Raw genomic sequence first — 24,882 nt, 5'->3', positions numbered from 1 at the left:
GCCCGCCGCGCGCGGGTTTCAGGTCCGGGACGGCCCGGCGGCTTTGAAGGAGGCTGCCCATGGCCTGGGTCTATCTTGGTATCGCCGGACTGCTCGAAATCGTCTGGGCTTTTGCGATGAAGCAATCGGACGGTTTTACCCGATTGGGACCGTCGATCGTCACGCTGGTCGCCATGATCGGCAGTTTTGTGCTGCTGTCGCTGTCGATGAAATCGCTGCCGCTCGGCACCGCCTATACGATCTGGACCGGGATCGGCGCGGTCGGCGCGTTCCTTGTCGGGATCATGTGGCTCGGCGAACAGGCGAATGCGATGCGGATCGCGGCGGCGCTGCTGATCGTTGGCGGCCTGCTGCTGATGAAGCTGTCTTCGCCTGCCTGAGCTTCGATTTCCTGCCTGAGCTTCGATTTGTTGACATGGCTGTTAATAGCTGGAAGCTAGTCATCCCGTTGCGGGAGTTAGCGTCTTGGCCAGTACAGCCCTGCCATCATCCGGCCGGCCCGGTGAAACGACGGCCCTGCGCCCGCGTGTCGTCGCGGCCTATGCCGCGACCGCGGGGCCGACCGTCATCCTCGGGCTGCCGTTCAGCGTCTATCTGCCGCCCTATATCGCAGAGGGCGGGGCGATCTCGGTCGCGCTCGTCGGGCTGCTCTTTTCGCTGACCACGATCTGGGACGGCGTCGTCGATCCGCTGATCGGGACGATGGTCGACCGCGTCCGCACCGGCATCGGTGCGCACCGGCGCTGGATGTTGCAGGCGATCGTGCCGCTGTCGCTGCTGCTGCTCGCGCTGGTAACGGTGGGCGACTTGCTACCGTTCGCGGCGCTATTCCTGATGATGGTGCTCTTTTATTCGAGCTACAGCCTCTATGAGGTCGCGCAATTGTCATGGGGGGCGGCGCTGGTGCGTTCGCCGGCCGACAGCGCGCTGCTTTACGGGATGCGCGACTGGTTCGCGAAGATCGCGCTGATCCTTGCCTTTGCTGCGCCCGCGGCGGCGCAGCTCCTGATCCCCGGTATCAGCCTGCAAGGCAGGATCATTGCCTATGCCAGCATCTTCCTCGTCATGGTGCCGATCGCACTGTTCGCGATCCGCCATGTCCCGCGCCGCCCGGTGGTCGCCGAACCGGGGATCGGCTGGCGGCATGAAATCCGCGCGTCGCTTGGCTTTCGGCCGTTGATGTTGCTGCTCGGGGTGCAGTTCCTCAACAGCTTCGCTTTCGGGTCGCTGACCTCGCTGTTCGTCTTCTTCGCTGCCACCGTGCTCGACCTCGATGCGCAAAGCGCGGTGCTGCTTTTCGCGAGCTTTATCGGCGGTGCGCTTGCCTCGCCCGTCTGGACATTTCTTGCGCGGCGGTTTGGCAAGCCGCCGATGATGATAGCGATGGGACTGCTGATTTCCGCGCTGCTCGTCACGACGCTGTTCCGGCAGCCGGAGGGGCTCGGGCAGGCGGTCGGCTTTTCGCTGGCGCTCGGCACCGGCTTCGTCGGGCTGCTCTTCACCTATTCGATGCTCGCGGACCTGATCCCGCACGATGCCGAACGGTGCGGGCGGAACCGGTCGGCCTTCCTGTTCGCGCTCTTGAACCTGATGCAGAAGTTCGGGGTCGCCGCTGCGATCGCGGTCAGCTACGCGATGCTCGATATCGTCGGTTTCGATCCGCAGAACGGACAGGCGGCGGCACGCGAGCTCCATCTCCTCTTCGCGCTCCAGCCGACGGCGAGCTGGATCGTCATGGCCGGACTGCTCGTATTGATGCAGCGCGGACTGGCCCGCCTTTGACTTGCAATCGCCGCGCGGCCCAAGTAAAGGCCGCCCATTCGGACAGATGCGCCGTTTTCCTTCCGCCTTTCGCCGACATGCTCGGGGAGGGTGGGCGGACTATTGCCCGAAGCACGCTTGACGTGCGGGGGGCGGCAACCCATCTGGCCGTCAGTTATTGGACGCACGAAGGACAGGACGATCGACATGGCCAAGACCAGCATCGGCGAATTCGTCAATCAGGTGAAGTCGGAAGCCACCAAGATTGTGTGGCCGACCGGTCGTGAAACGGTGCAGACGACGATCATGGTGCTGATCATGACGACGATCCTCGCGCTGTTCTTCGTCGGCGTCGATACGGTTTTCAACGCGATCGTCGGCTGGCTGACGTCGCTCGCGCGCTGAGCCGCGCGACCTTTACGGACTTACAGGGACAGGACACGCAGATTATGGCGCGCTGGTACATCATTCACGCCTATTCGGGTTTCGAAAACAAGGTACGCGATTCGGTGATCGCCGAAGCCGAACGCATGGGGCTGACCCAGCTCGTCGAAGCGGTCGAAGTGCCGGTCGAGACGGTAACCGAGGTGAAGCGCGGCAAGAAGGTGCAGGCGGAGCGTAAATTCTTCCCCGGCTATGTGCTCGCCAAGCTGACGATGACCGACGATGTCTATCACCTCGTCAAGAACACCCCGAAGGTGACCGGCTTCCTCGGTTCGTCGGGCAAGCCGCAGGCGATCAGCGAAGCCGAGGCCGCGCGCATCCTGAACAGCAAGGAAGAGGCCGCGGCACGTCCGAAGCAGGAAATCCGCGTCGATTACGAAATCGGCGATCAGGTCAAGGTGCTCGACGGTCCGTTCGCCAGCTTCAACGGGCTGGTCGAGGAACTCGATTTCGAAAAGGCGCGCGTCAAGGTTAGCGTGTCGATTTTCGGTCGCGCCACCCCGGTCGAGCTCGATTTCGAGCAGGTCGAACGCATGAAGTGACGGCCTGCGCCGTCATCCTTCCCCAACGGCGGATGAGCATATGAGCCTGACTCCCGATGCAGTTCAGGCTCGTCTCGAACGCGCGCGCGCGATCAACGCCAGCGTCGATGCAAGTGAAGTCGTCGCCGCCGTGGCGCGACTGTTCGACCTTGAACCTGCGGACGAGGCCGACGAATTCACCTTTCCCGCGCTGGCCACCACGGCGCGCGACCGCATCTTCGGCGGGCAGGTGATCGCGCAGGCGATGGTCGCCGCCGCGCGCACCGTCGATGCCGGAAAGCAGGTCCATTCGCTGCATGCCTATTTCCTGCGCGGCGGCGACGAGACCAAACCGCTGCATTTCCGTGTCCACCGCGACTTCGACGGGCGCAGCTTTGCCAACCGCCGCGTCGTGGTGCGGCAGGACGGCAAGGTGATCTTCAACCTGACCGCTTCGTTCCAGCTTCCGACGCCGGGGCTCTCGCATCAGGTTCCGATGCCCGACCTGCTGCCGCCCGAGGAATGCCGCGATTTCCTCGAGACGATCGCCGCCGACCCGAATGTGTCCGAGGACACCTTCTTTCATATGGCGCGGCGGCGGCCTTTCGAACTGCGCAATCATCGCCCGCCCGCGTCGGCGAAGGCAACGCAGCATTATCAATGGTTTCGCGTCGCGGCACCGGTCGGCGACGACCCGCTTGTCCACCGTGCCTTCCTGGCCTTCGCGTCGGACATGGGGCTCCTGTCCTCGGCGATGCTGCCGCACGGGCTCAATTTCATGACGCCCGGCCTGTTCTCGACCAGCCTCGATCATGCGATGTGGTTTCACGACGACATCCGCGTCGACGAATGGTTCGTCTATGTGATGGACAGCGACTGGACCGGCGGCAGCCGCGGCATCAATCGCGGGCTGATCTACCGACAGGACGGCACGCTGATCGCGTCGGCGATGCAGGAAGGGCTGCTGCGGCTGGTGCCGCAGGGGTAAAAGCCTTGCTTTGCAGCCGTTTTGCGGCTAACGGCGCCGCTTCGCGTCAGATAAGGGCGTGATTCCGCGCGGGAGGAAGGGGTGATGCCTTTCTGTTCGACCGCTTATTTTGAGCCCCGGATCCGGTCCGGGGCGACAGAAAGATAGGAGGCTATCATGGCCAAGAAGATTAGCGGCTACATCAAGCTGCAGGTGCCCGCCGGCACTGCCAACCCGTCGCCGCCGCTTGGGCCGGCGCTCGGTCAGCGCGGCGTCAACATCATGGAATTCTGCAAGGCGTTCAACGCCGCAACCGATGGTATGGACAAGGGCACGCCCACTCCGACCATCATCACCGTCTATGCGGATAAGAGCTTCTCTTTCGTCACCAAGACGCCCCCGGCGACCTACCTGATCAAGAAGGCCGCGAACCTGAAGTCGGGTTCGAAGGAGCCCGGCAAGATCAGCGGCGGCAAGATCGCGCGCTCGAAGCTGACCGAAATCGCCGAGATCAAGATGAAGGATCTCAACGCGAACGATCTGGAACAGGCAACGAAGATCATCGAGGGCAGCGCCCGTTCGATGGGCCTCGAAGTGACGGAGGGCTGAACCCATGGCTAAGCTGACCAAGAAGCAGAAGGTCCTCGAGGGCAAGGTCGACGCGCTGAAGCTCCACGGCGTCGACGAAGCGATCAAGCTGGTTCGCGAACTGGCGACCGCCAAGTTCGACGAAACGCTCGAAATCGCGATGAACCTGGGCGTCGATCCGCGTCACGCCGACCAGATGGTCCGCGGCGTCGTGACGCTCCCCGCCGGTACCGGCAAGGACGTCAAGGTTGCCGTGTTCGCGCGCGGCGACAATGCCGACAAGGCGCTGGCCGCCGGCGCCGACAAGGTCGGTGCCGAAGACCTGATGGAAGACATGCTCGCGGGCAACCTCGACTATGGCCGCGTCATCGCGACGCCGGACATGATGGGCATCGTCGGCCGCCTCGGCAAGACGCTGGGTCCGAAGGGCCTGATGCCGAACCCGAAGCTGGGCACCGTGACCCCGAACGTCGCCGAAGCCGTGAAGGCCGCCAAGGGCGGTCAGATCGAATTCCGCGTCGAAAAGGTCGGCATCATCCACGCCGGCCTCGGCAAGCTGTCGTTCGGCGAGGAAAAGCTCCGCCAGAACTTCGACGCCTTCGTCGATGCGATCGTCAAGGCCAAGCCGGCCGGCGCCAAGGGCAAGTATGTCCGCAAGGTCGCGCTGTCCTCGTCGATGGGCCCGGGCGTGAAGGTCGACACGGCCGACGTCGCCGGCGCCTGATCGAAGCGCACATGATTTAGGGAAGGGCCGGGGGAAACTCCGGCCCTTTTCTTATTCGGGTCTGCGAAACTCGATCAGGTCCCACTTGTTGCCATAGAGGTCGAGGAACACCGCGACGGTCCCATAATCGGCTTCGAGCGGTTCGCGCTCGATCCTGACGCCCTTGTCGAGCAGCCGCCGATAGTCGCGGGCGAAATCGTCGGTCTGCAGGAATAGGAAAACGCGGCCGCCCGACTGGTCGCCGATGAATGCGGCCTGATGTTCGTCTGCCGCGCGCGCCAGCAGGATCGTCGCGCCGCCCGGCGGATTGCCCGGGGGAGCGACGAGCACCCAGCGCTTGTCCTGCGCGGGCTGATAGTCGTCGGCGACGAGCGTGAAGCCGAGCGTCCCGACATAGAAATCGATCGCCTCGTCATAGTCGCGCACGACGAGCGCGACATGCGCGAGCGACTGGCGCGTCATTCGCGCAGCCCCCGCAGCGCCGCGCCTGCCGCGAACGGCCCGATGACAGTCAGCAGCAGGCTGGTCGCCGCGAGCAGCTTGACCGCGCCGCGCCCCGACGGATCGAGCATCCCGGCGCCGAAGATCAGCAGCGGCACGGCGAGCGGCAGGATCAGCAGCCCGCCGATTGCGCTGCCACCCCTGTGGTTCGCGGTCAGCGCTGCGCTCAGCACCGCGAGCGACGCCAGCGCGGGGATAGCGATCGCAATACCGGTCGCGAGCAGCCCGACGCGCCCACCATCCTGCGCGAGCAGCGCCGCCGCCGGAAAAAGTGCGATCAGCAGCGGTAGCCCGAAACCAATAGCATGGGCGCCGATCTTGACCGCCGCGATCAGTTCGTCGGCGAAGCCGCGCACCGCAAGCTGGTCGAGCACGCCGGTGTCCCGGTCAGGCTTTACCAATCGGTCGATCGGGAGCAGCGCCGCGAGCAGCGCCGCGACCCACACCATGCCGCCGCCCGCGCGGCGCAGCAGCGGGGCGTCGGGGCCGACGGCAAAGGGAAAGGCGGTCGCGACGAGCAGGAAGAAGAGCACCGGCAGCCACAGCGCACCGCTGCCCCATGCGCGGCGAAGATCGCGCCAGAACAGGGCGATCAGCGCGGTCACGCCAGCGCGCCCATGTCGAGTTCGGCGAGGTCGGGAATGCCGAGCGCGAAATGCGAGGCGAGCAGCACGGCGCCGCCGTTCGCGCGGTGCTTCGCGACGGCCGCGACGAGCCGCGACTGCGCCACATCGTCCATGCCGTTCGCAGGCTCGTCGAGCAGCCAGATCGGCGCGCCGCTTGCGATCACCCGCACCATCGCGGCGCGCTTGCGCTGGCCGGTCGACAGCATCGATACCGGCACCTCGGCGAGCGGGGCGAGCGCCATGTCCGCCATCGCCCGGTCGACGGCATGCCCATCGACCGTGTCGACCCGCGCCCAGAAATCGAGCGCGCGGCGCAGGGGAAGTTCGGCGTCGAGCGCGGCGGCCTCGTCGATCAGGGCGACACGCTCGCGCCGCTCGACGGTACCCGCGGCGGGACGGAGCAGCCCGGCGGCAAGCCGGATCAGGCTCGACTTCCCAACGCCGTTGGGACCGCGCAACCACAGGGCATCGCCGCGGTTCAGCACCAGTGACAGCTTTTCGAAGAGCAGCCGGTCGCCACGGATGCAGGCCACGTCGTCGAGCCGCAAAAGCCCGTTCACGCCATATCCTCTAGCGCGTGCATATCGTCGTCGGAGAAGCCGAAATGATGGCCGATTTCGTGGATCAGGACGTGGCGCACCAGCCATTCGAGCTTTTCGCCCGTCTCGATCCATTCGACGAGGATTGGGACACGATAGAGCGTTACCCGGTCGGGCATGCCGCCGCTCTGGTCGATGCTGCGCTCGGTCAGCGGCCGGCCCTCGTACAGGCCGGTCAGATCATAAGGATGTTCGATGTCGAGCGATTTCAGCACCTCGTCGTCCGCAAACTCCTCGATCGCGATCACGACACCTGCGATATGCGGCGCGAAAGCGGCGGGCATCGTCTCCAGCGCTGCCTCCGCCATCGCGAACAGCGCGTCGGCGTCGGGTGCGCCGCCGGTCCAGCCGGCGGGCAATCGGTCAAGGGCACTCTTGTCGCTCATCGCGCCCTTCCTTATGGCGGCCGCACGATATTGACCAGCGGGAGAAAAGACATGGTCCAGAAACTCGACGATGCGCAGCGCAGCGCTCTCCTTGCCCGCTTCCCCGAGTGGACGCACGAGCCGCAGCGCGACGCCATCACCCGTCAGTTCAAATTCGCCGATTTCGCGCGGGCCTTCGGCTTCATGGCGAGCGTCGCGATCATCGCGGAGAAGATGGATCATCATCCCGAATGGTCGAACGTCTACAACCGCGTTGACATCCTGCTGACCACGCACGACGCGGACGGCCTTTCCGAACGCGACGCGAAGCTGGCCGAAGCGATCGAAGCGCTGGTCTGAGGCGATGATCCGTTTCGACCGCCGGGTTCGGATGCTTGCGGTCGGAACGGCAATGCTTGCCGGCTTCGTCGATGCGACCGGGTTCGTCGAATCGGCGGGCTTTTTCGTTTCCTTCATGACCGGCAACTCGACCCGCTTTGCGGTGGGGGTGGCGGAGTGGCGCGATGCCGCGCTGATCGCGGGCGCGCTCATCGCTATCTTCGTGAGCGGCGTGGTTGCCGGTTCGCTGATCGCGGCGCGCTTCCGGCCGGTGCGGACGCCGCTGGTGCTCGCATGCGTTACGTTACTGCTGGGCGTGGCTTTCGCGCTGCGTCTCGCCGATGCGGGGTGGCCGGCCGTCGCCTGCCTGGCCCTCGCCATGGGCGTCGCCAATGCGGCGTTCGAGGGACGCGACGGGGCGGTGGTCGGCGTAACCTATATGACCGGAACATTGGTCCAGATGGGGCAAAAGATCGCCAATGCGCTGCGGCGCGAGGGCGACGGCCACTGGTTGCCGCATCTCGGGCTGTGGGGCGGGCTGGTCGCCGGTGCATCGGCCGGCGCGGCCATGGCGAGCTGGCGGCCGTTGGCGGCCTATGGCTGTGCCGTGCTGCTTTCCGCCGCCCTGTCGCTTTGCGCCCGGTCGATCATGCGGATTCCCGCCTGACCGCCTTGCGTTCAGGTCCATCCCATCGCACAAGCGGGCAAAATGGGGAGCCCACGCATGACCGACAGCCTGTTTCGCCGCAAACCGATCATTCCCGAACCACATGAGGGGCAGGCGCTGGCGCGGACGCTCGGCTGGCCGCATCTGATTGCGCTTGGCGTCGGGGCGATCGTCGGCACGGGTATTTTGACGCTGATCGGTGTCGGCGCCGACAAGGCGGGCCCCGCCGTGATCCTGTCGTTCGGCATCGCGGGTCTGATCTGTGCCTGCGCCGCGCTCGCCTACGCCGAAATGGCGACGATGATCCCGGCGTCGGGCAGCGCCTATACCTATAGCTATGTCGTGATCGGCGAACTGCTTGCCTGGGTCGTCGGCTGGAGCCTGATCCTCGAATATTCGCTGGTGGTCAGCGCGGTCGCGGTCGGCTGGTCGGGTTATGCTGCGCCACTGTTACAGGCATGGGCGGGCGTGCCGATGGCGCTGATGCAGGGGCCCGAACTCGGCGGGATCGTCAACCTGCCGGCGATCGCGATCATCGCCATCGTTGCCGGGCTGCTGCTCGTCGGGACGCGCGAAAGCGCGACGCTCAACGCCGTTCTGGTGCTTGTGAAGATCGTTGCGCTGGTGGTCTTCGTTGCCGTGGCCCTGCCGGCGTTCGATGCCGCGAACCTCGAACCCTTCAGTCCCTATGGCTTTGCCAAGCATATGGGTCCCGACGGCGTCGAACGCGGCGTGATGGCGGCGGCGGCGATCATCTTTTTCGCCTTCTACGGCTTCGATGCGATCGCGACTGCGGCCGAGGAAGCCAAGAACCCCGACCGCGATCTCAAGATCGGCATCGTCGGATCGATGGTTGCCTGCGTCGCCATCTATATTGCTGTCGCCGTCGCCGCGGTCGGCGCCATCGCCTATACACGTTTCGCCAACAGCCCCGAGCCGCTGGCCCTGATCCTGCGCCAGCTCGGCAGCCCGCTGGCGGCGCAATATCTGGCGGTATCGGCGATCATCGCGCTGCCGACGGTCATCTTGGCCTTTTTCTATGGGCAGAGCCGCATCTTCTTCACCATGGCACGCGACGGACTGCTGCCTGCCAGCCTCGCCAAGCTGTCGTCGCGGGGGACCCCGGTGCGCATCACCATCTTCACCGCGCTCGTCGTCGCAGTGCTCGCCGGCTTCATCCCGCTCGGCGAACTGGCGGCGCTGGCCAACGCCGGGACGCTCGCCGCGTTCAGCGCGGTGTCGGTGTGTATGCTGATCATGCGCCGCCGCGCGCCCGACGCGCCGCGCACCTTCCGTACGCCGCTGCCGTGGGTGGTCGGCGGCATCGCGGTGCTCGGCTGCATCTATCTGTTCTTCAGCCTGCCGGCCCAGACGCAGTTCTGGTTCGTGATCTGGAACGTCGTCGGGCTCGGCGTCTATTTCCTCTACGCGCGCCGGAACGCAGTCATCGGCTGACGGTCAGTCGAACAGGTCGCTGAGGAAGCTTTTATACTTCTTCTTGTACGGCTTGCCATGGTGGCGGTCGTCATAGCCGCGCTCGCGATATTCGGGCTGCGGCGGCGGCGCGGATGCACGCGGGGCCGGGGCACTCGCGGTTTCGCTGCGTTCGATGATCTTGTCGAGCTCGCCGCGGTCGAGCCAGACGCCGCGGCATTGCGGGCAATAGTCGATCTCGATCCCCTGGCGTTCCGACATGGTGAGATTCACGCGGCAGGTCGGGCAGAGCAGCCCCTGGGCATCGGTCACGGATATTCCTTTCATCGATAAAAGCGGCCCGACGGGGCCGCCTCGGTCCAACGTCCTGCCATGTCTTGCGTTCCGCGTCGCGGGCAAAAGAAAACCCGCCCCGGCGCAAGATTCCGGGGCGGGTGAGGGGGAGGGATAACCGCGCTGTGTTCAGCCGTCGGATTCGAACGCCAGCAGGTCGCCGGGCTGGCAATTGAGTTCGGTACAGATCGCTTCGAGCGTCGAAAAACGCATCGCCTTGGCCTTGCCGGTCTTGAGGATCGAAAGGTTGGCGAGCGTGATGCCGATGCGCTCCGACAGGTCGGTGAGCGTCATCTGCCGGTCGAGGAGCAGATCGTCGAGCTTCACGACGATCGCCATCAGACGGTGCCCTCGAGTTCGTCGCGCATCGCGCTGCCCTGTTCGAACACCGCAGCAAGCACGAAGGCGAGCAGGATTGCCAGTACCCCGCCGAGCGACAGGCCGCCGGCACTGCCGAGGTCGCTGCCGGTCGCGACGATGCGGCTGGAAATCCAGTGGATCGGCAGCGCAGCCGCCTGCGTGACGACCAGCGCCCAGCCGACGCGGCGCAATCGTTGCGCGCTGGTCGGCGCGAAAGGGTCGCCGTTCGCGGCGCTGGCGACCAGCGCCTGAAGCTGGCGCAGCATGAAGGCCGTCGCGAGGAGAATGGCGAGAAACAGCAGCATCATGAAGCCGAGCGGCGCACGCGCCGAGGCGACGTCGAGGAAAACGCCGGTGTCGCGGAAATGGGCGAGCGTTTCCGGCCAGGCAAAGGCCAGCGCGACGCCGATCGCGAGAACGAGCAGCGTGGCGACGGCGACCAGCCCGAGGAAGAGCCAGAGCAGGCCGCGTGTCGCACCGAGAAGGGCCGGGCTGGCGGTCGACATGTCATTCTCCGATGGATGTTTATCGAAAAACAATATGCCGATTCATGTTTATCGTCAATCGATAATATCGAAAAACGATATGAATCTATCTGTCATCCCGGCGAAGGCCGGGATCTCGCCGTTGCATCATGGAGCATAAGCCGAGGTTCCGGCATCCGCCGGAATGACGGATAGCTAGAGGGCCTGCCAGTCGAAGCTCAGCGGCGCTTCGCGAAAGGCGAAGCGGACGAGGTGGCGCGCAACGGCGCCTTTCAACCCTTCGAGCTGGTCGTCGACGCTGGCGTCGATGCGGACCGCGAGCGTGTCGGGTCCGGCATCGAAGGTAACCAGTCCGTCGCCGGGCCAGTCGGCGCCGCGTGCGTCCTTCGGGAAAGTCACCGTGCCATGTCCGGCGTCGAATTCGACCGCCAGATTATGCTGCCAGTGCTTGCATAGCTGCTGCAGATATTTGCTCGCATGCGCAGTCGGCACATTTGCGGTAGCGGAAACCGTCATCACAGCCGCTCGATCTTCTGCGCCGCTTCGTCGATCAGCGCGACGACGGCGTGCAGGGTTTCCTGATCGACATCGCGATGGCCGAGCCGGTCGACCAGCACCTGCCGCAAATTGCCCATGGCGCGGCGCACCGAAGCCGAATCCGTGCGCTGCCGTTCCTCGCCGATCGCAGCGAGGCGGGCGATCAGTCCGTCGACCAGTCCGGCGTTCGCGTCGAGTTCGGCCCGGCCGTCGTCGGTAATCGCGAACAGCTTCTTGGCGCCGTCGCTCTGCTGCGCCTCGATCTGGCCCATGTCGTCGAGCAGCGTCAGCGTGGGGTAGATGACCCCGGGGCTGGGGGCATAGGCGCCGCCGGTCAGTTCCTCGATCTGGCGGATGAGGTCGTAGCCGTGGCGGGGTTCGTCGGCGATCAGCTTGAGCAGCACGAGGCGGAGCTCGCCGCTGTCGAACATCCGCCGGCGCCCGCCGCGTCCTTCGTCGTCATGGCCGTGACGCCCGCCGAAGCCGCGTCCGAAGCCATGACCGAAACCGCGTCCGCGGCCGCCGCGATGCATGGCGTGACGCTTCCCGCAGCCACCGCCCACATGTCCGTAAAATCGCATCATATCTTTCCTTAGAGTGATTCTTGATAGTTCTAAGATATATCTTAAAGAAAGATGCGCAAGGGGTGTTTTGGAGAAACGGGCGAATGAAATGGAAGAAAGAAGCGGCTGCGATCTAGCCGCGCGGCGCGTGACGCAGGTGGATCAACGGATAGGCACGGCCCTGGCCGTCGCGGTCGGACCGGCCCGTCCGCACAAAACCCATGCGCTCATAAAAGCCGACCGCCTGCGCATTTTGCTCGTTCACCTCGGTGGTCAGCGTCGGGAGCAGGGTGAGGGCATGTTCGACGAGCATGCGGCCGACCCCGCGGCCGCGATGCGCGGGATCGATGAACAGCGCTTCCATGCTGGACCCGTCGAGCAGCATGAAGCCCAGCGGCCGGTCGCCGCGATCGACGGCGATCCAAAGGGGAGCGGCAGGGAGGAAAGACCGGACCTCTTCCTCGATTGCCGTCCTGTCTTCGCGGGTGAGGAAGTCGTGCGTGGCATCGACGGCGTCGCGCCAGATCTCGATCACGCGCACCGCGTCGGCTGAAGTGGATTTGCGGATGGCCAGCATGCCTTCGCCCTTATGACACCGCGTGGCATCCGCCAAGCGTCCCGCTGGCTTGACTTTGCGCACGCGAGCGCTATTAGCGCCCCCGTGTTGCCCCGGTCTCGGCCGTGGCAATTCCGTCCGAGACAGTTGGTGAAGGGGATTTGCCCTTCTTAATTTCCAGCCGAGACGGGGAACAGTCTTTTTCGGTCGCCCGCCTGTTCGATCAGGCGACGCGTCTTGACCGACCCCATCGGACATCGTTGCGCAAAGACGGGTGAGCCATGGCTCGCGTCCGTATTTGCGTGTGTTAGCCGCCCGGCGGCGCGAGCGTCTTTGGCGCCCGCGCATTCGGGCAGATGAGTGGAGTATAGGCATGGATCGTACGGAAAAGGCCGAAGCCGTATCCTCGCTGAACGCTACGCTGTCGTCAGCTGCCTCGGTTGTGGTCGTCCGCAACCTTGGCATGACCGTCGCCCAGTCGACGGTGCTGCGCCAGCAGATGCGCGATGCAGGGGCCGACTTTCGCGTCACGAAGAACCGTCTTGCCAAAATCGCGCTCGATGGCACGTCCTACACCGGTATCGGCGAACTGCTGACCGGTCCCACGGCCCTCGCAACCTCGACCGATCCGGTCTCGGCTGCGAAGATCGCCGTGGAATTTGCCAAGACCAACGACAAGCTTGAAATCGTTGGCGGCGGCATGGGCGACGTGGTCCTCGACGTGAATGGCGTCAAAGCGCTGGCTTCGCTTCCCTCGCTCGACGAGCTCCGCGCCAAGATCATCGGTCTGGTGCAGGCTCCGGCCACCAAGGTTGCGCAGATTGCCGCAGCCCCGGCGGGCCAGCTGGCGCGGGTTTTTGGCGCATATGCCGCCAAAGAAGCAGCGTGATTTCGAACTAACCCTTGAAACTTACTGCCGGGATATCCCGGTTCTGATGGAGAATGAACATGGCTGATCTCGCAAAGATCGTTGAAGACCTTTCGGCGCTGACCGTTCTGGAAGCTGCCGAGCTTTCGAAGCTGCTCGAAGAAAAGTGGGGCGTTTCGGCTGCCGCTGCCGTTGCTGCTGCTCCGGCTGCTGCCGCTGCTGGCCCGGCCGCTGAAGAGCAGACCGAATTCGACGTCATCCTGACGGGTGACGGCGGCAACAAGATCAACGTGATTAAGGAAGTCCGTGCGATCACCGGCCTGGGCTTGGGCGAAGCCAAGGCGCTCGTCGAAGGCGCGCCGAAGGCCGTCAAGGAAGGCGTCAACAAGGCCGAAGCCGAAGAGCTGAAGGCCAAGCTGCTCGCCGCCGGCGCGACCGTCGAACTGAAGTAATTCGGTTCGGGGCCGGCGGGCTTGCCCGCCGCGCTTGCGATAAAAAAAGGGCGGTGCCGCGAGGCACCGCCCTTTTTGTTTGAGCGAACGTCAGAGGTCAGTTCTTCGAATAGCCCGGACGGAAGCTGGTGCGGACGCGAGCCGGTTCGGGGCGGCGCACTTCCTGCTCGGCGGGGGCCGGCGCCGGACGCTGGGCGATTTCCCAAGCGCTGACCGGCTTGCGGCCTATATCCTTCTGCGCCGCGAGCGTTGCGTCATATTCGGCGCGTTCCTGGCTATCGAGGAAGCGCGCGCGAGCAAGCCGCTTCTTGAGCGTGGCGAAGGGATTGTCGGGCGTCGGACCGGCAAGCGCCATCGCTTCGTGACGGCCCATGCTGCCGCTCGGCGCGGCCGCGAACGACGGCGTACTGGCGAGCGCAGGGCGCGAAGCCGCCAATTCCTCGCGCGGCGGATTATAAGGCACCGCCTCAGCGGCTTTCATCGCCTCATAGCTCATGCCCTCCTCGACAGCGTCGACTTCGCTGCGACGACGACGGCGCGCGAACGCCAAGCCTGCACCGCCGACGATCAGCAGCGCGGCGGCTCCGCCAGCGAGCTCCCAAGGGAGGCTATCGCCCGTGGCTGCCGTCTCGACCGGACGCACGGCGGGTTCGGCAACGGGTTCGGCGGGCGCCATCACGGGCGCGACGACCGGGGTTGCTTCGCTCGTCAGCGGGGCGGTTTCGGTAACGGCCGGGGCTGCAGATTCAGGCGCTGCCGGCTCGGCCGCGGCGCGTGCGGCCGGACGCGGCGCCGGCCGTTCGGCGCGTTGCGGTGCCGCAGCCGCTTTGGGTTCGGCGGCCTTGGGAGCCGGCTCAGCTTCAACTGCAGGAAGATCGAGCGGTACGCGGATTACCGGCTTGGGTGTGGGCGGCTGCGCCGTCTGCGGTGCGGCGACAGGCGCCGTCGTGCTCGGCTGCGCTACGGTCGGCGGCGAGGCGACAGGCGGCGATGCCACCGGCGGCGTCATAGGGACGACCGGGGCTTCCTGCGCAAAGGCGGCCGGCGTGGACAGGGCCAGGAACGCGGCAATCGCGCTCATGGCGGGGCGGGAGAGGGGAAGTTTCTGGGTCATAGTGAAGAGGAAACGGTCCACGACCGGAAAGCGCTGCGAAAATAGGACGGATTCCACGATGAGCCGTGCGGCCGGGACGGCGTGGCGAAGAATTCGGGACTGTTTGTCGCGTTGTGAGACCTGTTTTGCGGTCAGCCGATGGGGGCAGGCTGAGGCGCATCGAGCGTCATCGCCCCCGCTGTAGAAATTGCGGCGCCGAGGAGCGACATGTCGCGATCCAGCCTTTGATCGAGCCCCATATCGTCCATCGCAGCCATCTCGACGATCAGCGGCATCGACAGCGACAAGCGCAATGTGCCCGCCATACGGCCATCGAGCAGCGGATGTGTCTTCACCGGCTGGCCGAGACGGATTTCTTGGCCGAACCATTGGCGGGACTGACGGGCAATGTGACCGTGCATCGCCTTTGCCGTGTCGAAATCGCATTGCGGCCAGCGCGCCGAGAGGTCGAGGGTGCGCAGCGTTTCGGTGGCGAGGCAGCTTGCGCCGGCGCCCGGGACTTCGGCAAGTTCGAGGCGTTTGACGATGCGCATCACATGATGGCTGAACCGCGCCGCGACGTGAGTTACGCGATCTGTCGGCAAGGCCGCAAAGCGTTCGATTTCGATCAGCGCCGCCTGCAGCCGGAGTAACAGCCCGAAATTGCCGTTCGCAGGCAGGCCGTCGGCGCCCGGCCAGTCGGCGGGCCATTCGGCGCGGTTGGCGAGGCGGCGGAAGCCTTGCGGCAGCGGCTGCGCGCGGTCGCGCAGCGCAGCGGGAACGAGCGCGAAACCACTGAAGGGAGGGCCTCCGGCAAACTTCGAGCCCGTCATCAGCACCACGCAGCCGAGATCGGCATAGCGGCGAACGACATGCGGTGCGATGCGAAGCTGGCAGGCGTCGACGACGACGGTCATCGCGTCGCCATGCGTTGCGACGAGCCGCTCGACATCGGCGAGCGCGGGGAGGGTCAGCCCCGACTTCGATCCATGGACGACATGGACGACGGCGCGCCGGCCGTTCGCGGCGGCGCGCTCGATATGCAGCGACAGTTCGGCAGCGACAGCGGCCGATGCGCGCGGGCGACCCGCGGCATCGCGGACCGCGACATCGACAAGTTCGATCCCGGCAAAGACCTGGTCGATTGCCGATTGGGCAACGACGCGGGCGCCGGTGGCGGTTTCTTCGGCGAAGAAACGGCCCGCCGCGCTGTGGACGCAGCCGCTGCCCACCTCGTCGCGGCCGAGCAGGACCGCCGTGATCGGACGGCCATCATAGGCGGCGGCCAGGCCGACATATTCGAGATCGGTTCCCGACGCGGCGAAGACGATCGCGTCTTCGCCGCCAAGGCCGAAATATGCGCCCAGCCGGTAACGGATTGCGTCCAGCTTTGCGGCATAGTCGGCGGCCGCGACCGGCCGGTGGAGGCGGTCATGCCACCGGCCGACCAGCGTCTCGAAAGCATGGTCCGAAATGCTGCTGATCGTCGATGAGCCATAGGCCAGCGCGTCGCTGGGTGCGGCGCTGGCATAATATTGGTTGCGGCCCTGCGCATCGAGCCGGATGCGCCCGTCCCCTCCGCTGACGAGCGCCGAAGCGAGCCGCGCGGCATATTCGCCGTGCGACCGCGAGCCGTCTTTGTCGAAACTTTTCGGGTTCAAAAGCATGCGGATGGATCCGATCGGATTGGGGTCTATCCTTCCGAATTACCGGTCCAAGATGACAGAGATTTGGCGTTTTGGTTTCAGGGTAGTCATCGAAAAGTCATCGGCATGAAACCTGACTATGGTCAGAGCGTCATATGCGAACCACCGATCTCACCCCGACCCGGCTGCCGGATCGCCTGCGCGATACCCAGCGGCTTCTTTTCATCGCCAAACATGCGAAATGGACCGGCGGACTCCATAGCGAGGACGGCAATCACGCGCTTTACCATCGCGAGACGCGCGAGATACTCGAAGGGCTCGGCATGCCGTTGGTCGTTGCCGACAATTACGCCGACCTCTTCGCGCGCCCCGATGCCGATTTCGTCTTTCCGCTGCTGAATCGTGGCGGCTTCTATAACAGCGAGATGTTGCTGCCCTTGCTCTGCAACCGGCTGGGGCTGCCCTATGTGGGTGCCTCGCCGATCGTTCGCGGGCTTTCGGACGACAAGCATCTCACCAAGCTCGAAGCCGCAGCGCGGGGCGTCCCGACGGCCCCTTGGGCATTGTTTCGTCGTGGGGCGCCGGTCGACGTGTCGCGCTGTCCGCCGGCGCGGCGCTGGGTGATCAAGCCGAACAACAGTTCGGCGTCGTGGGGCATTCGCGATGCGCACGACCGGGGCGAACTGGCGCAGGCGATCGCCGAGGTGCAGGCGCTCGATCATGATGCGATCGTCGAGCCTTTCATCGACGGCAGCGACGTCGAGGTGCCGGTCGTCACGATCGACGGCGCACCCGCCATGCTGCCGATGATGATCTTCGAGCAGGCCGACCCGAGCCATTTACGCACCTATCAGGAAAAGCGCGATCTGGTCGACCGCAGCCAGAAATACAGCCTGAAGCTGTTCGACGATGCCGAGATCGGCGCGCGGCTGACCCGCTATACGACGGAGATGGCCGAGATATTCTGGCCTTTCGATTATGGAAGGTTCGAATTTCGCGTCGATTTTGCGACCGGCGAGATCCGGCTGCTCGAAGTCAATCTCAACTGCAACCTGTGGTCGGAGAAGGTCTTCGGCCGCGCGGCGGTCGCGGCGGGCTTTACGCAGGCCGACCTGATCGAGACGATCGTGTCCGAAAGCATGATCCGCCAGCTTGTCGGTTTTGCGCGGAGGGATGCGGCATGAGCGGTTCGATCCTGATCCTTGCCGGTCGCCGTCCGGGTGCCGTCGACGCACTCGCCGAGGCGCATGGGGTCGGCGACAAATGCCTTGTCCCCGTGGCAGGCCGGGCGATGATTGCGCATGTGCTCGACAGCGCGCTACAGACCGATGCGGCGCGGATATTCGTCTCGACCCATCATGAAAGCTTGCTCGATGATCTGGCCGACCCCGTTGTCGAGCGGCTCGGCGAACGGCTCGTCATTGTTCCGGCCGCCGACAATCTGGCGGACTCGGTCCTGGCCGTCGCCGACCGAGCAGAATTTCCGTTGTTCATCACGACCGCCGACAATTGCCTGCTCACGCCCGCGACGATTGCCGAGATCGGCAGCGAGGCGGCGCGGCTGGGCGCCGGCGCCGGGGTGGCGCTCGCGCGGCGCGAGGATGTGCTGGCCGCGCATCCCGAGGGGCAGCGGCGCTTCTATAAGTTTTCCGACGTCGCGGTATCGAACTGCAACGCCTATTGGATCGGTGATCGCGGCGCGCTGCGCGCCGCCGAGGCGTTTCGCGGTGGCGGGCAGTTCGTCAAGAAGCCGATCCGCGTGATGCAGGCGTTCGGGCTGATCAACCTGCTCCGCTTTCGCTTCGGGCTGGGGCCGGTCCACCATATCTTCCGGCGCATCTCGCGCCACCTGAAGGTCGATATCGCCCCGTTGCTGGTGAGCGACGGGGCGACGGCGATCGATGTCGACAATGCGCGGTCGCTGGCGGTGACCGAAATGCTGATGTGGCGCCGCGGTCTCGTCAGTCCGCGACCCAGTTGCCGTGAAACCCCGGCGGAACGCGGTGCGGCAGATGAACTACGGCTTGTGCCGGCCCATTGAAATCGTCGGCGTTGAGGATGACGAGATCGGTGGTCTCGTCGTTCATGTCGACGACCAGCCCGATCAGCCAGCCATCATCCTCGGCGCCTTCGGCGCTGCGCGGCACGAAGACGAACTCGCCGGGATGACGCCCGGGACCGAAATCGCGCGTGTCGGTGGTTCCGCGTTCAAGGTCGTGGCGGAATAGCCGCGTGTCGGCGATCATCATCTCGACCGCCTCGCCCTCGGGCAAGGAAACACTGTAAACATAGCGATAGGGGCGCGTCATCAGTCGCTCGTCGTAGCGCGGAAATTCCTGGCCATGGTCGTGGATGACGGTGCGCACCGTCGTTCCCGCGACGGGGTCGATCGTCCAGCGTTCCATCCGCGACCGCTCGCTGTCGGGGCCGCGTTTCGAGCGCGCGAACATCGTTTCGTGCGCGACGACGTCGACGATCACCTTGCCGTCGGCGGTCTCATGGGCATTGGCGGGGTGGAAGACATAGCAGGGCTCGACCGGCACCCAGATAACCTCGTCGCCGCGGCCCTGGCGGGGAAGCAGGCCGACGCGCGCCGGGTGCGCGTCGTTCCATTCATAGGGAAAACGATAGCCGGCGAGCAGCGACTTCATCGAAAAGGTGACGGGCAGGTCGAACACGAGCACGTAATTTTCGGTGATCGCACAGTCGTGGATCGACGGCCCGTCGGCGACGGCGATCGCTTCCTCTCGGATCACCCGCGCGTCGGCGTCGAGGACGACGTGCCACACCTGGTTCGGATTGTTCCCCGCATAGGTGATTGCGTGCGTCTCGTTCGTGAAGGGGTCGTGGTGCGGATGCGCGGTGTAGGAACCGGCGAGCGTGCCGTCGAACGGGTTGTGTGCGATGGTTTCGAGCGCATCGCTGAGTTCGACCGGCTTGCCGCCGGCCTCGACGATCGCGAAGGTGCGGCCGGCGAAACCGACGACATTGGTGTTCGGCGCGTCGTTGCCGTCGCTGCGCGGTCCGGGCGGGATTTCCTCGCCGAGCGCGGAGCAGGCTTCGCTGCCGCGCACCCAGCGGTTGCGATACCAGTCGGCCTTGCCGCCTTCGATGCGGATACCGTGGACCATGCCCGCGCCGGTGAACCAGTGATAGCTGGCGGGGTCGGGGGCGATGGCGGGATTGGGGCCGTTGCGGAGATAGCGGCCCTTCAGCGCCGCGGGGATTTCACCGTCGACGCGCAGCGCTTCGAGCGTCAGTTCCTCGGTCATCGGTTTGTGGATGCCGGTGAGATAGGGGTGCGCGTCGGTGGGGCGGGGGAGGCGCTTGCGGTTGAAGTCCGCGACTTTGACGATGCCCTTGGTGACGGCGCTGCGGATCAGGGTTTCGACGCTGCTGGCCATGATGTTGCTCCTCGAGCGGAAGTTGGCGAAGGTGCCGCACAGCGTGGGCTTGCGCGGACGACTCGATATGTTTACAGTGACAACATATATGACAAACAAAGGTAACAGTGTCAACATGAAAAATGCAAAGGCGCGTCCGGAGGCGAAGCCGAAGGCCGAGGGTGCTTATCATCACGGCGACCTGCGCGCGGCGGTGATCGCGGCGGGGATGGAGCGGCTTGCCGCAGGCGACGAGCGCGAGCTGGGGCTGCGCGCGCTGGCGCGCGACGTCGGGGTGAGCGCGACCGCGCTCTATCGCCACTTTCCCGACAAGGAGGCGCTGCTCGACGCGCTTGCCGACGAGGGGCTGCGGCGGCTCGGCGCATTGCAGGCGCAGGCGTGGCTGAAAGCGGGCGGCGGTAGCGCGGGGTTCAAGGCGACCGGCATCGCCTATGTCCGCTTCGCGCACGAGGAACCGGCGCTGTTCCGCCTGAGCTTCACGCGCAAGATTCCCGAGCGTTATCGTGAGACCGGCAGCGATGGCGGCGAGACGGCGTACAACCTGCTGCGCGCCGGGGTCGGCGAGGCCTTGCCCGGGGTGAAGGACCCCGACGTCGCGGCGCTCCACGCCTGGTCGCTCGTCCACGGCCTTGCGATGCTGATCCTCGACCGGCGCATCGAATGGGACGAGGCGAAAGTTGCCGATGTCGTCGCGCTGACGTTTGGCGGGGTCGCCTGACGCTGCCACGCCCTTTGTAATCTTAGCAATTTATTTGCCAGTTTCGGCGATTTTGGGGGCATGACGCGATCGCTCCCCCCAAGAGTCGAGGCGGCTTTCTGGTTTTCGGCCACGGCGCTCGGCTATTATCTGTTGGCGAGCCTGTCGTTGTACGCGACGAAGGGCGCCGACAATATCGCCGCGATCTGGCCGCCGAGCGGCTATTTCCTCGCGCTGCTGTTGCTGATGCCGTCGCACGCCCGGCTACCATCCTTTGCCGCGATGGCCGCGGCGAGCGTTGCCGCCAACATGATGGCCGGTTCGCCGCTCTGGACGTCGGCCGCCTTCTCGCTCGCCAACGGCGCCGAGGCCGCGATCGCGCTGTGGGTGCTGCGCCGCCGCGAGGCTGGCGAACTGTCGTTCATGGTACCGCGTTCGGTCGGCAATTTCTGTGTCGCGGCGCTGTCCGCAAGCACGGTGAGCGCCGCGATCGCCTCGCTGCTTACCGGCGGCAGCGCTGACTTCTTCCTGTCATGGCTGACGACGGTCGCGCTCGGCATGCTGATCGTCACGCCGCCGATCATCATGCTGGCCCGGCTCGCCGAATCGAAAGCGCTCCGCAACATGCCGCTGGCGATGCGCGTCGAGGCCATGGTGATCCTGACGCTCGCGGCGCTGGTGACGACGGCGTCCTTTTCGCAGTCGCAATTTCCGGTGACCTTCGTCCCCTGCGTCGCGGTCGTCGCCGCCGCCTATCGGCTCGGCCCGTTCGGCGCCGCGGCGGGCATGCTGGTCGTCGCGATCATCGCGTCGCTGCTGACCGGGCAGGGTTACGGCCCGATCGCGGGCATCGACGCGGCGCCGAAGATGAAAGTCTTCTTCCTGCAATTCTACCTGCTGACCCTGCTCGGTACGGTGCTGCCGCTCGCGGCGCTGCTCGTCGTGCGGCAACGGCTGTCGCGGCGGCTCGAACAGAGCAACCGCTGGCTGCTGCAGGCCGAGGCCGCGGCGCTGGTCGGTCACTGGCGCGTCGATCTGGTGCGCTGGACGATCCACTGGTCCGATCAGGCATACCGCATCCACGGGCTCGATCCGGGCACCGAAATGAGCATCGAGGGCAGCCTTGACCTCTATATGCCCGGCGACGGCACGCGGCTCCGTCAGACGCTCGAGGATGCGGTGCGGGACGGGGTGCCGTTCGAATATCACGGACAGGTGATCCGCCCGCACGACGACGAGATCCGCGATATCGTGTCGCACGGCTCGATCGAATTCAGCCGCTCGGGACGGCCGGTCGGCATCTTCGGAACGATCCAGGACATCACCGAGACGGTCGACAATGCCCGCGCGCTGGAGGCGGCGCGCAATTCGGCCGAAGAAGCGGCGAACACCGACCTCCTGACCGGACTGCCGAACCGGCGCCACACGCTCGCCTTCCTCGAACGCGCGCTGGTCGGCGCGCGCGATAATGGCGCGCCGCTGGCGGTCGCGATCTTCGACATCGACCATTTCAAGCGGATCAACGACAACTTCGGCCATGCGGTCGGCGATGTCGTGATCCGCCGCGTCGGGCAGCGCGCCAAGGCATCGCTGCGCGAAGAGGATATGGTCGGCCGCTTCGGCGGCGAGGAATTCGTCTGCGTGTTCCAGCGGTCGAGCGCGCAGGCGGCGGAGATCGTCGCCGAGCGGGTGCGCAAGGCGATCGAGGCCGAGGATCGGGCGGGCGACGGCCCGGCGCGCGTGACGGTGAGCATCGGGCTGGCGGTCTATGGCGGCGAAGCGAGCGTCGAAGACCTGCTGCACCGCGCCGACGAAGCGCTGTACCGCGCCAAGCGCGAGGGGCGGAACCGGTTGCGCATGGCGGCGTGAGGGGGGCGTTCCGGGAGGCGGGTTTCGGCCGGTTGCGGAAGTTTCGATTTTCAGCAATCATCTGATGCAGGCGCCCAAATGAGGTTCTCTCAATGGCTAACAGTTTTGCAATCTTGGTCGTTGCCTTTGGCGCGGTGCTATCGATGCCAGCCCAAGCTTGCTCCTTAGGGGCGCCGCCTGTGACTGAAACGATAGCCAAAGTTGCTAGTGTAGGAATGTTGATCAGCGGGCAGATTATTCAGGCGTTTGACCCAGACAAGAACCAACCAGAGATTATCCGCGCCGATCAAATATTCATTGGCGAAGGAAGCCCGAGGGATTTCGTGATCTATCGTTCGCCGTCGTTTTTCGAACAGGCGAGAAAGCGACGCGATGAAAAGCGCGACCCTAATCGACTGCCGCCCTCATCATGTCCCGAACCACGAACATATGGCTTGGGCCAGTCTTTCGAGCGGCTTGTCCTCGTGCCCGCATTCGCCGATAATGGTGCAGAGGTCACCGACAAATGGTCGGTCGAGTTTTGGGGTGGCAACGTCACCATGGAGAGAGCACTCGACCTCCTCATTGAAGAATCTGAGCGGAAAGGGCGTTTCCAAACTCGCCCACCAAAAAGCCGGCAGTGGGGTGACTGCTTGGAATGCGGTGTGCCGTATGTCCGTTAACTACACCAAATTAGGTGGTTCCTGCCGATCCGTCGGTAATAAGCGCTGACCACCGGTCGCTATCTATCCATTATCGTCACCCCGGACTTGATCCGGGGTCCATGACAGCAGCGCGGCTGTGGATCCCGGATCAAGTCCGGGATGACGAGAGAAAGAGACGAATGTCCGCTCTCTACCCCAAATTGATTTCCCGACCGCCTATTTGTCGACGACGAGGCAGGCCTGGCCCGATTTGCGGAGGGTGGCGCAGAAGCTTTCGGCTTCGCCCTTGCTGGCGAAATCGCCGACCTGCAGGCGGGTGAGCTTGCCCTGCACCAGATAGGGTTGGCGCGCCGCAAACGACGGATGCTTCTTTTCGAGGCTGAGCCACAGCTTGCGGGCGTTGCCCTCGACCCCGAAGGCGCCGAGCTGCGCGCGCCACGGGCTGGCGGCAGCGTGGCGGACCGGCGCGGGTGCCGGCGCGGCGGCAGGCGCCGCAGCGGGGTCCGGCGGCGGTGCGGCCTCGACCGGAGCGGGTGAGGCCGCAACGGGCTCAGGCACGGGCGCTGGGGCCGCAGCGGGCGCCGGTGCCGCAGCGGGCGGCAGTTCGCCGCTCTCGGGCGGCGCGGCGTAGGTGGTGCCGGGCTGCTCGGGCGCCGCGGCGGGCTGCGACGGCGGGATCGCGGCGGTCTGGATCGGCGCCGGCACGGCGCGGACGGGAACGGGGGCGGCAGCGGTCGCGGCGGCGGCGTTGGCCGTCGCCTGCACGGCTGCGGCGGCAGCGGCTTCGGCCGCAGGCGACGAAAGCGGCGCGGGCGCCGGGGGCACCGCGACCGGTGCAGCGGCGACGGGCGCGGGCGCGCGAGCCGGGACAGGCGCCGGAGCAGGGGCCGGCGTGATCACCGGCGGCGGCGTGTAGCTGGTGCCGGGCTGCGATGCGGGCAGGCTGGCGGTCTTGACCGGCGACGGCGCGGGCTTGACGGGCGCCGGCGCGGCGGCGTTCACTGCGGCGAGGCGCGCGCGCTGTTCGTTCTTTTCCATTTCGGGAAGCATCGCGAGGCCGCGCTGGCGCTGTTCGAGCGGGATGAGATTGTCGAGCTGCGCGAGCCGCGCCGAGGCAATGCCGAGCCCGGCATCGCTGGCGCGCTTGGTCAGCGCATAGGCGCGCGGCCAGTCCTGCGCGGCAAGGTCGCCGTTGAACATCGCGGTGCCGAGGACATATTGCGCGCGCGGTTCGCCGCGTTCGGCCGAACGGGTGATATAGGTCATCGCCTCGTCGCGGCGATTGGCGGTGAAGAGGATGAGGCCGAGATTATCCTCGGCCTGAAGATGCCCTTGTTTGGCGGCCTTGCGGTACCAGGCTTCGGCCTGGGCGAGGTCGGTCGGCACGCCGCGGCCGAGCTTGTAGGCCTGACCGAGATTGAACTGCGCATCGGCATCGCCCGCCAGCGCGAGCGGGCGCCATTCGGCGACCGCCGCCTGATAATCGCCGGCCTGCCAGGCCTCGACGCCCTGTTTGACATCGGCGTGCGCGGGGGCGGCGAGCATCGCCGCCGAAACGAGCGGGAGCGCCAGCAAAAGGGCGGTGCGGAATGAACGCATCTATATTCTCCAATGACTTGCGTCGCGCAGGGGCGATATCCCTTGGCGGTGTGCAGTCCCGAAGCTGCCCTAACCCCAAATGGCTAACAGCGCGTTAGCGACGGGTAAGGGGTGCGCGAATCCTGATCCGTTCCGGGACAGTTATTCACTAAGACCTTGTTTACCATAGGTGCGAAGAAGTCGTTCACCCTCTTTTTGCCATCGTTAACCCAATTTTAGCGGCCTGCGTGGCATTCCCCA

Annotated in this window: 31 protein-coding genes; 17 read left to right on the top strand and 14 right to left on the bottom strand. The window is 65.6% G+C overall.

The window, feature by feature from the left end:
- The first annotated feature begins 59 nt into the window (after nucleotides 1-59).
- The 7 genes from V6U71_RS14210 (at nucleotide 60) to rplA (ending at nucleotide 5,005) form a co-directional block, all read left to right on the top strand.
- Nucleotides 60-380: a DMT family transporter gene (locus V6U71_RS14210; protein WP_411339062.1), complete on the top strand. Its 321-nt coding sequence runs from the start codon at nucleotides 60-62 to the stop codon at nucleotides 378-380.
- 85 nt (nucleotides 381-465) lie between these two features.
- On the top strand, nucleotides 466-1,782 hold the full coding sequence (locus V6U71_RS14205) for an MFS transporter (RefSeq protein WP_411339061.1): 1,317 nt from the start codon (nucleotides 466-468) through the stop codon (nucleotides 1,780-1,782).
- 186 nt (nucleotides 1,783-1,968) lie between these two features.
- A complete protein-coding gene (secE, locus tag V6U71_RS14200; RefSeq protein WP_054730026.1) occupies nucleotides 1,969-2,166 on the top strand; it encodes a preprotein translocase subunit SecE in 198 nt (65 codons plus the stop codon).
- A gap of 44 nt (nucleotides 2,167-2,210) precedes the next feature.
- Complete coding sequence (gene nusG, locus V6U71_RS14195) at nucleotides 2,211-2,747, top strand: transcription termination/antitermination protein NusG (protein ID WP_054587106.1); 537 nt, start codon at nucleotides 2,211-2,213, stop codon at nucleotides 2,745-2,747.
- Between the two features lie 40 nt (nucleotides 2,748-2,787).
- Nucleotides 2,788-3,714, top strand: coding sequence for an acyl-CoA thioesterase (locus V6U71_RS14190; RefSeq protein ID WP_411339060.1), 927 nt, complete (start codon nucleotides 2,788-2,790; stop codon nucleotides 3,712-3,714).
- A gap of 156 nt (nucleotides 3,715-3,870) precedes the next feature.
- Entirely contained in the window at nucleotides 3,871-4,302 is a 432-nt protein-coding gene (gene rplK / locus V6U71_RS14185) for a 50S ribosomal protein L11 (RefSeq protein WP_136173998.1), read from the top strand.
- A 4-nt stretch (nucleotides 4,303-4,306) separates the two neighbouring features.
- Nucleotides 4,307-5,005, top strand: a complete 699-nt coding sequence (gene rplA, locus V6U71_RS14180; RefSeq protein WP_411339059.1) for a 50S ribosomal protein L1 — start codon at nucleotides 4,307-4,309, stop codon at nucleotides 5,003-5,005.
- Between the two features lie 51 nt (nucleotides 5,006-5,056).
- Here rplA and V6U71_RS14175 read toward each other — a convergent pair whose 3' ends face one another.
- From V6U71_RS14175 to V6U71_RS14160, 4 genes are read right to left on the bottom strand one after another with little or no spacing between them, the layout of a single operon-like run.
- Nucleotides 5,057-5,467 carry a VOC family protein gene (locus tag V6U71_RS14175; protein ID WP_411339058.1) on the bottom strand — a complete coding sequence of 137 codons (411 nt, stop codon included), beginning with the start codon at nucleotides 5,465-5,467 and terminating at the stop codon, nucleotides 5,057-5,059.
- A complete protein-coding gene (locus V6U71_RS14170) occupies nucleotides 5,464-6,111 on the bottom strand; it encodes a heme exporter protein CcmB (RefSeq protein ID WP_411339057.1) in 648 nt (215 codons plus the stop codon). The genes V6U71_RS14175 and V6U71_RS14170 overlap by 4 nt, the downstream gene beginning before the upstream one ends.
- Nucleotides 6,108-6,692: a heme ABC exporter ATP-binding protein CcmA gene (ccmA, locus tag V6U71_RS14165; RefSeq protein WP_411339056.1), complete on the bottom strand. Its 585-nt coding sequence runs from the start codon at nucleotides 6,690-6,692 to the stop codon at nucleotides 6,108-6,110. Before ccmA ends, V6U71_RS14170 begins: the two co-directional genes overlap by 4 nt.
- Nucleotides 6,689-7,117 carry a metallopeptidase family protein gene (locus tag V6U71_RS14160; RefSeq protein ID WP_411339055.1) on the bottom strand — a complete coding sequence of 143 codons (429 nt, stop codon included), beginning with the start codon at nucleotides 7,115-7,117 and terminating at the stop codon, nucleotides 6,689-6,691. Before V6U71_RS14160 ends, ccmA begins: the two co-directional genes overlap by 4 nt.
- 51 nt (nucleotides 7,118-7,168) lie before the next feature.
- Here V6U71_RS14160 and V6U71_RS14155 point away from each other — a divergent pair, with 51 nt between their 5' ends.
- From V6U71_RS14155 to V6U71_RS14145, 3 genes are read left to right on the top strand one after another with little or no spacing between them, the layout of a single operon-like run.
- A complete protein-coding gene (locus V6U71_RS14155) occupies nucleotides 7,169-7,456 on the top strand; it encodes a 4a-hydroxytetrahydrobiopterin dehydratase (RefSeq protein ID WP_411339054.1) in 288 nt (95 codons plus the stop codon).
- Nucleotides 7,457-7,460: 4 nt separating this feature from the next.
- Nucleotides 7,461-8,102, top strand: a complete 642-nt coding sequence (locus V6U71_RS14150; protein WP_411339053.1) for a YoaK family protein — start codon at nucleotides 7,461-7,463, stop codon at nucleotides 8,100-8,102.
- Between the two features lie 57 nt (nucleotides 8,103-8,159).
- A complete protein-coding gene (locus tag V6U71_RS14145; protein ID WP_411339051.1) occupies nucleotides 8,160-9,557 on the top strand; it encodes an amino acid permease in 1,398 nt (465 codons plus the stop codon).
- Between the two features lie 3 nt (nucleotides 9,558-9,560).
- Here V6U71_RS14145 and V6U71_RS14140 read toward each other — a convergent pair whose 3' ends face one another.
- The 6 genes from V6U71_RS14140 to V6U71_RS14115 all read right to left on the bottom strand — a co-directional run bounded on the left by V6U71_RS14140 (nucleotide 9,561) and on the right by V6U71_RS14115 (nucleotide 12,391).
- Nucleotides 9,561-9,863 carry a zf-TFIIB domain-containing protein gene (locus tag V6U71_RS14140; protein ID WP_411339050.1) on the bottom strand — a complete coding sequence of 101 codons (303 nt, stop codon included), beginning with the start codon at nucleotides 9,861-9,863 and terminating at the stop codon, nucleotides 9,561-9,563.
- A 135-nt stretch (nucleotides 9,864-9,998) separates the two neighbouring features.
- Complete coding sequence (locus tag V6U71_RS14135) at nucleotides 9,999-10,208, bottom strand: helix-turn-helix domain-containing protein (RefSeq protein ID WP_054729982.1); 210 nt, start codon at nucleotides 10,206-10,208, stop codon at nucleotides 9,999-10,001.
- Nucleotides 10,208-10,735: a DUF2975 domain-containing protein gene (locus V6U71_RS14130; RefSeq protein ID WP_411339049.1), complete on the bottom strand. Its 528-nt coding sequence runs from the start codon at nucleotides 10,733-10,735 to the stop codon at nucleotides 10,208-10,210. The genes V6U71_RS14135 and V6U71_RS14130 overlap by 1 nt, the downstream gene beginning before the upstream one ends.
- Before the next feature lie 174 nt (nucleotides 10,736-10,909).
- On the bottom strand, nucleotides 10,910-11,230 hold the full coding sequence (locus tag V6U71_RS14125; RefSeq protein ID WP_411339048.1) for a DUF2218 domain-containing protein: 321 nt from the start codon (nucleotides 11,228-11,230) through the stop codon (nucleotides 10,910-10,912).
- Entirely contained in the window at nucleotides 11,230-11,835 is a 606-nt protein-coding gene (locus V6U71_RS14120; RefSeq protein ID WP_411339047.1) for a PadR family transcriptional regulator, read from the bottom strand. Before V6U71_RS14120 ends, V6U71_RS14125 begins: the two co-directional genes overlap by 1 nt.
- A 112-nt stretch (nucleotides 11,836-11,947) precedes the next feature.
- Nucleotides 11,948-12,391 (bottom strand): acetyltransferase, encoded by a 444-nt coding sequence (locus tag V6U71_RS14115; RefSeq protein ID WP_411339046.1) that lies wholly within the window; start codon nucleotides 12,389-12,391, stop codon nucleotides 11,948-11,950.
- A gap of 352 nt (nucleotides 12,392-12,743) precedes the next feature.
- Between V6U71_RS14115 and rplJ the strand changes: the two genes are divergently transcribed.
- Both rplJ and rplL read left to right on the top strand, forming a co-directional pair.
- The gene (gene rplJ, locus V6U71_RS14110; protein ID WP_054587122.1) at nucleotides 12,744-13,259 is read left to right on the top strand and encodes a 50S ribosomal protein L10; all 516 of its coding nucleotides are present in this window, start codon (nucleotides 12,744-12,746) and stop codon (nucleotides 13,257-13,259) included.
- Nucleotides 13,260-13,318: 59 nt separating this feature from the next.
- Nucleotides 13,319-13,690 (top strand): 50S ribosomal protein L7/L12, encoded by a 372-nt coding sequence (rplL, locus tag V6U71_RS14105; RefSeq protein ID WP_054587123.1) that lies wholly within the window; start codon nucleotides 13,319-13,321, stop codon nucleotides 13,688-13,690.
- A gap of 97 nt (nucleotides 13,691-13,787) precedes the next feature.
- Here rplL and V6U71_RS14100 read toward each other — a convergent pair whose 3' ends face one another.
- Together V6U71_RS14100 and V6U71_RS14095 are read right to left on the bottom strand one after the other, a co-directional pair.
- Nucleotides 13,788-14,771 carry a hypothetical protein gene (locus tag V6U71_RS14100; protein ID WP_411339045.1) on the bottom strand — a complete coding sequence of 328 codons (984 nt, stop codon included), beginning with the start codon at nucleotides 14,769-14,771 and terminating at the stop codon, nucleotides 13,788-13,790.
- Between the two features lie 164 nt (nucleotides 14,772-14,935).
- Nucleotides 14,936-16,450: a hypothetical protein gene (locus V6U71_RS14095; RefSeq protein ID WP_411339044.1), complete on the bottom strand. Its 1,515-nt coding sequence runs from the start codon at nucleotides 16,448-16,450 to the stop codon at nucleotides 14,936-14,938.
- Between the two features lie 134 nt (nucleotides 16,451-16,584).
- Here V6U71_RS14095 and V6U71_RS14090 point away from each other — a divergent pair, with 134 nt between their 5' ends.
- Together V6U71_RS14090 and V6U71_RS14085 are read left to right on the top strand one after the other, a co-directional pair.
- Complete coding sequence (locus tag V6U71_RS14090) at nucleotides 16,585-17,613, top strand: D-alanine--D-alanine ligase family protein (RefSeq protein WP_411339043.1); 1,029 nt, start codon at nucleotides 16,585-16,587, stop codon at nucleotides 17,611-17,613.
- Entirely contained in the window at nucleotides 17,610-18,470 is an 861-nt protein-coding gene (locus V6U71_RS14085; protein ID WP_411339042.1) for an NTP transferase domain-containing protein, read from the top strand. Before V6U71_RS14090 ends, V6U71_RS14085 begins: the two co-directional genes overlap by 4 nt.
- On the opposite strand, the gene V6U71_RS14080 is transcribed toward V6U71_RS14085, so the two are convergent.
- On the bottom strand, nucleotides 18,391-19,833 hold the full coding sequence (locus V6U71_RS14080) for a carotenoid oxygenase family protein (protein WP_411339041.1): 1,443 nt from the start codon (nucleotides 19,831-19,833) through the stop codon (nucleotides 18,391-18,393). The genes V6U71_RS14085 and V6U71_RS14080 overlap by 80 nt on opposite strands.
- A 115-nt stretch (nucleotides 19,834-19,948) precedes the next feature.
- Between V6U71_RS14080 and V6U71_RS14075 the strand changes: the two genes are divergently transcribed.
- The 3 genes from V6U71_RS14075 to V6U71_RS14065 all read left to right on the top strand — a co-directional run bounded on the left by V6U71_RS14075 (nucleotide 19,949) and on the right by V6U71_RS14065 (nucleotide 23,061).
- The gene (locus V6U71_RS14075) at nucleotides 19,949-20,551 is read left to right on the top strand and encodes a TetR/AcrR family transcriptional regulator (RefSeq protein ID WP_411339040.1); all 603 of its coding nucleotides are present in this window, start codon (nucleotides 19,949-19,951) and stop codon (nucleotides 20,549-20,551) included.
- Nucleotides 20,552-20,611: 60 nt separating this feature from the next.
- Nucleotides 20,612-22,399 carry a diguanylate cyclase gene (locus V6U71_RS14070; protein ID WP_411339039.1) on the top strand — a complete coding sequence of 596 codons (1,788 nt, stop codon included), beginning with the start codon at nucleotides 20,612-20,614 and terminating at the stop codon, nucleotides 22,397-22,399.
- Nucleotides 22,400-22,491: 92 nt separating this feature from the next.
- The gene (locus V6U71_RS14065) at nucleotides 22,492-23,061 is read left to right on the top strand and encodes a hypothetical protein (RefSeq protein ID WP_411339038.1); all 570 of its coding nucleotides are present in this window, start codon (nucleotides 22,492-22,494) and stop codon (nucleotides 23,059-23,061) included.
- Between the two features lie 198 nt (nucleotides 23,062-23,259).
- Here V6U71_RS14065 and V6U71_RS14060 read toward each other — a convergent pair whose 3' ends face one another.
- Entirely contained in the window at nucleotides 23,260-24,642 is a 1,383-nt protein-coding gene (locus tag V6U71_RS14060; protein ID WP_411339037.1) for an SPOR domain-containing protein, read from the bottom strand.
- Nucleotides 24,643-24,882 lie beyond the last annotated feature (240 nt).

Source organism: Sphingopyxis sp. J-6 (assembly GCF_046603995.1).
GTDB lineage: Bacteria > Pseudomonadota > Alphaproteobacteria > Sphingomonadales > Sphingomonadaceae > Sphingopyxis.
Note: the sequence above shows the minus strand (reverse complement) of the source record. Positions and strands in the feature narration are given on the sequence as shown.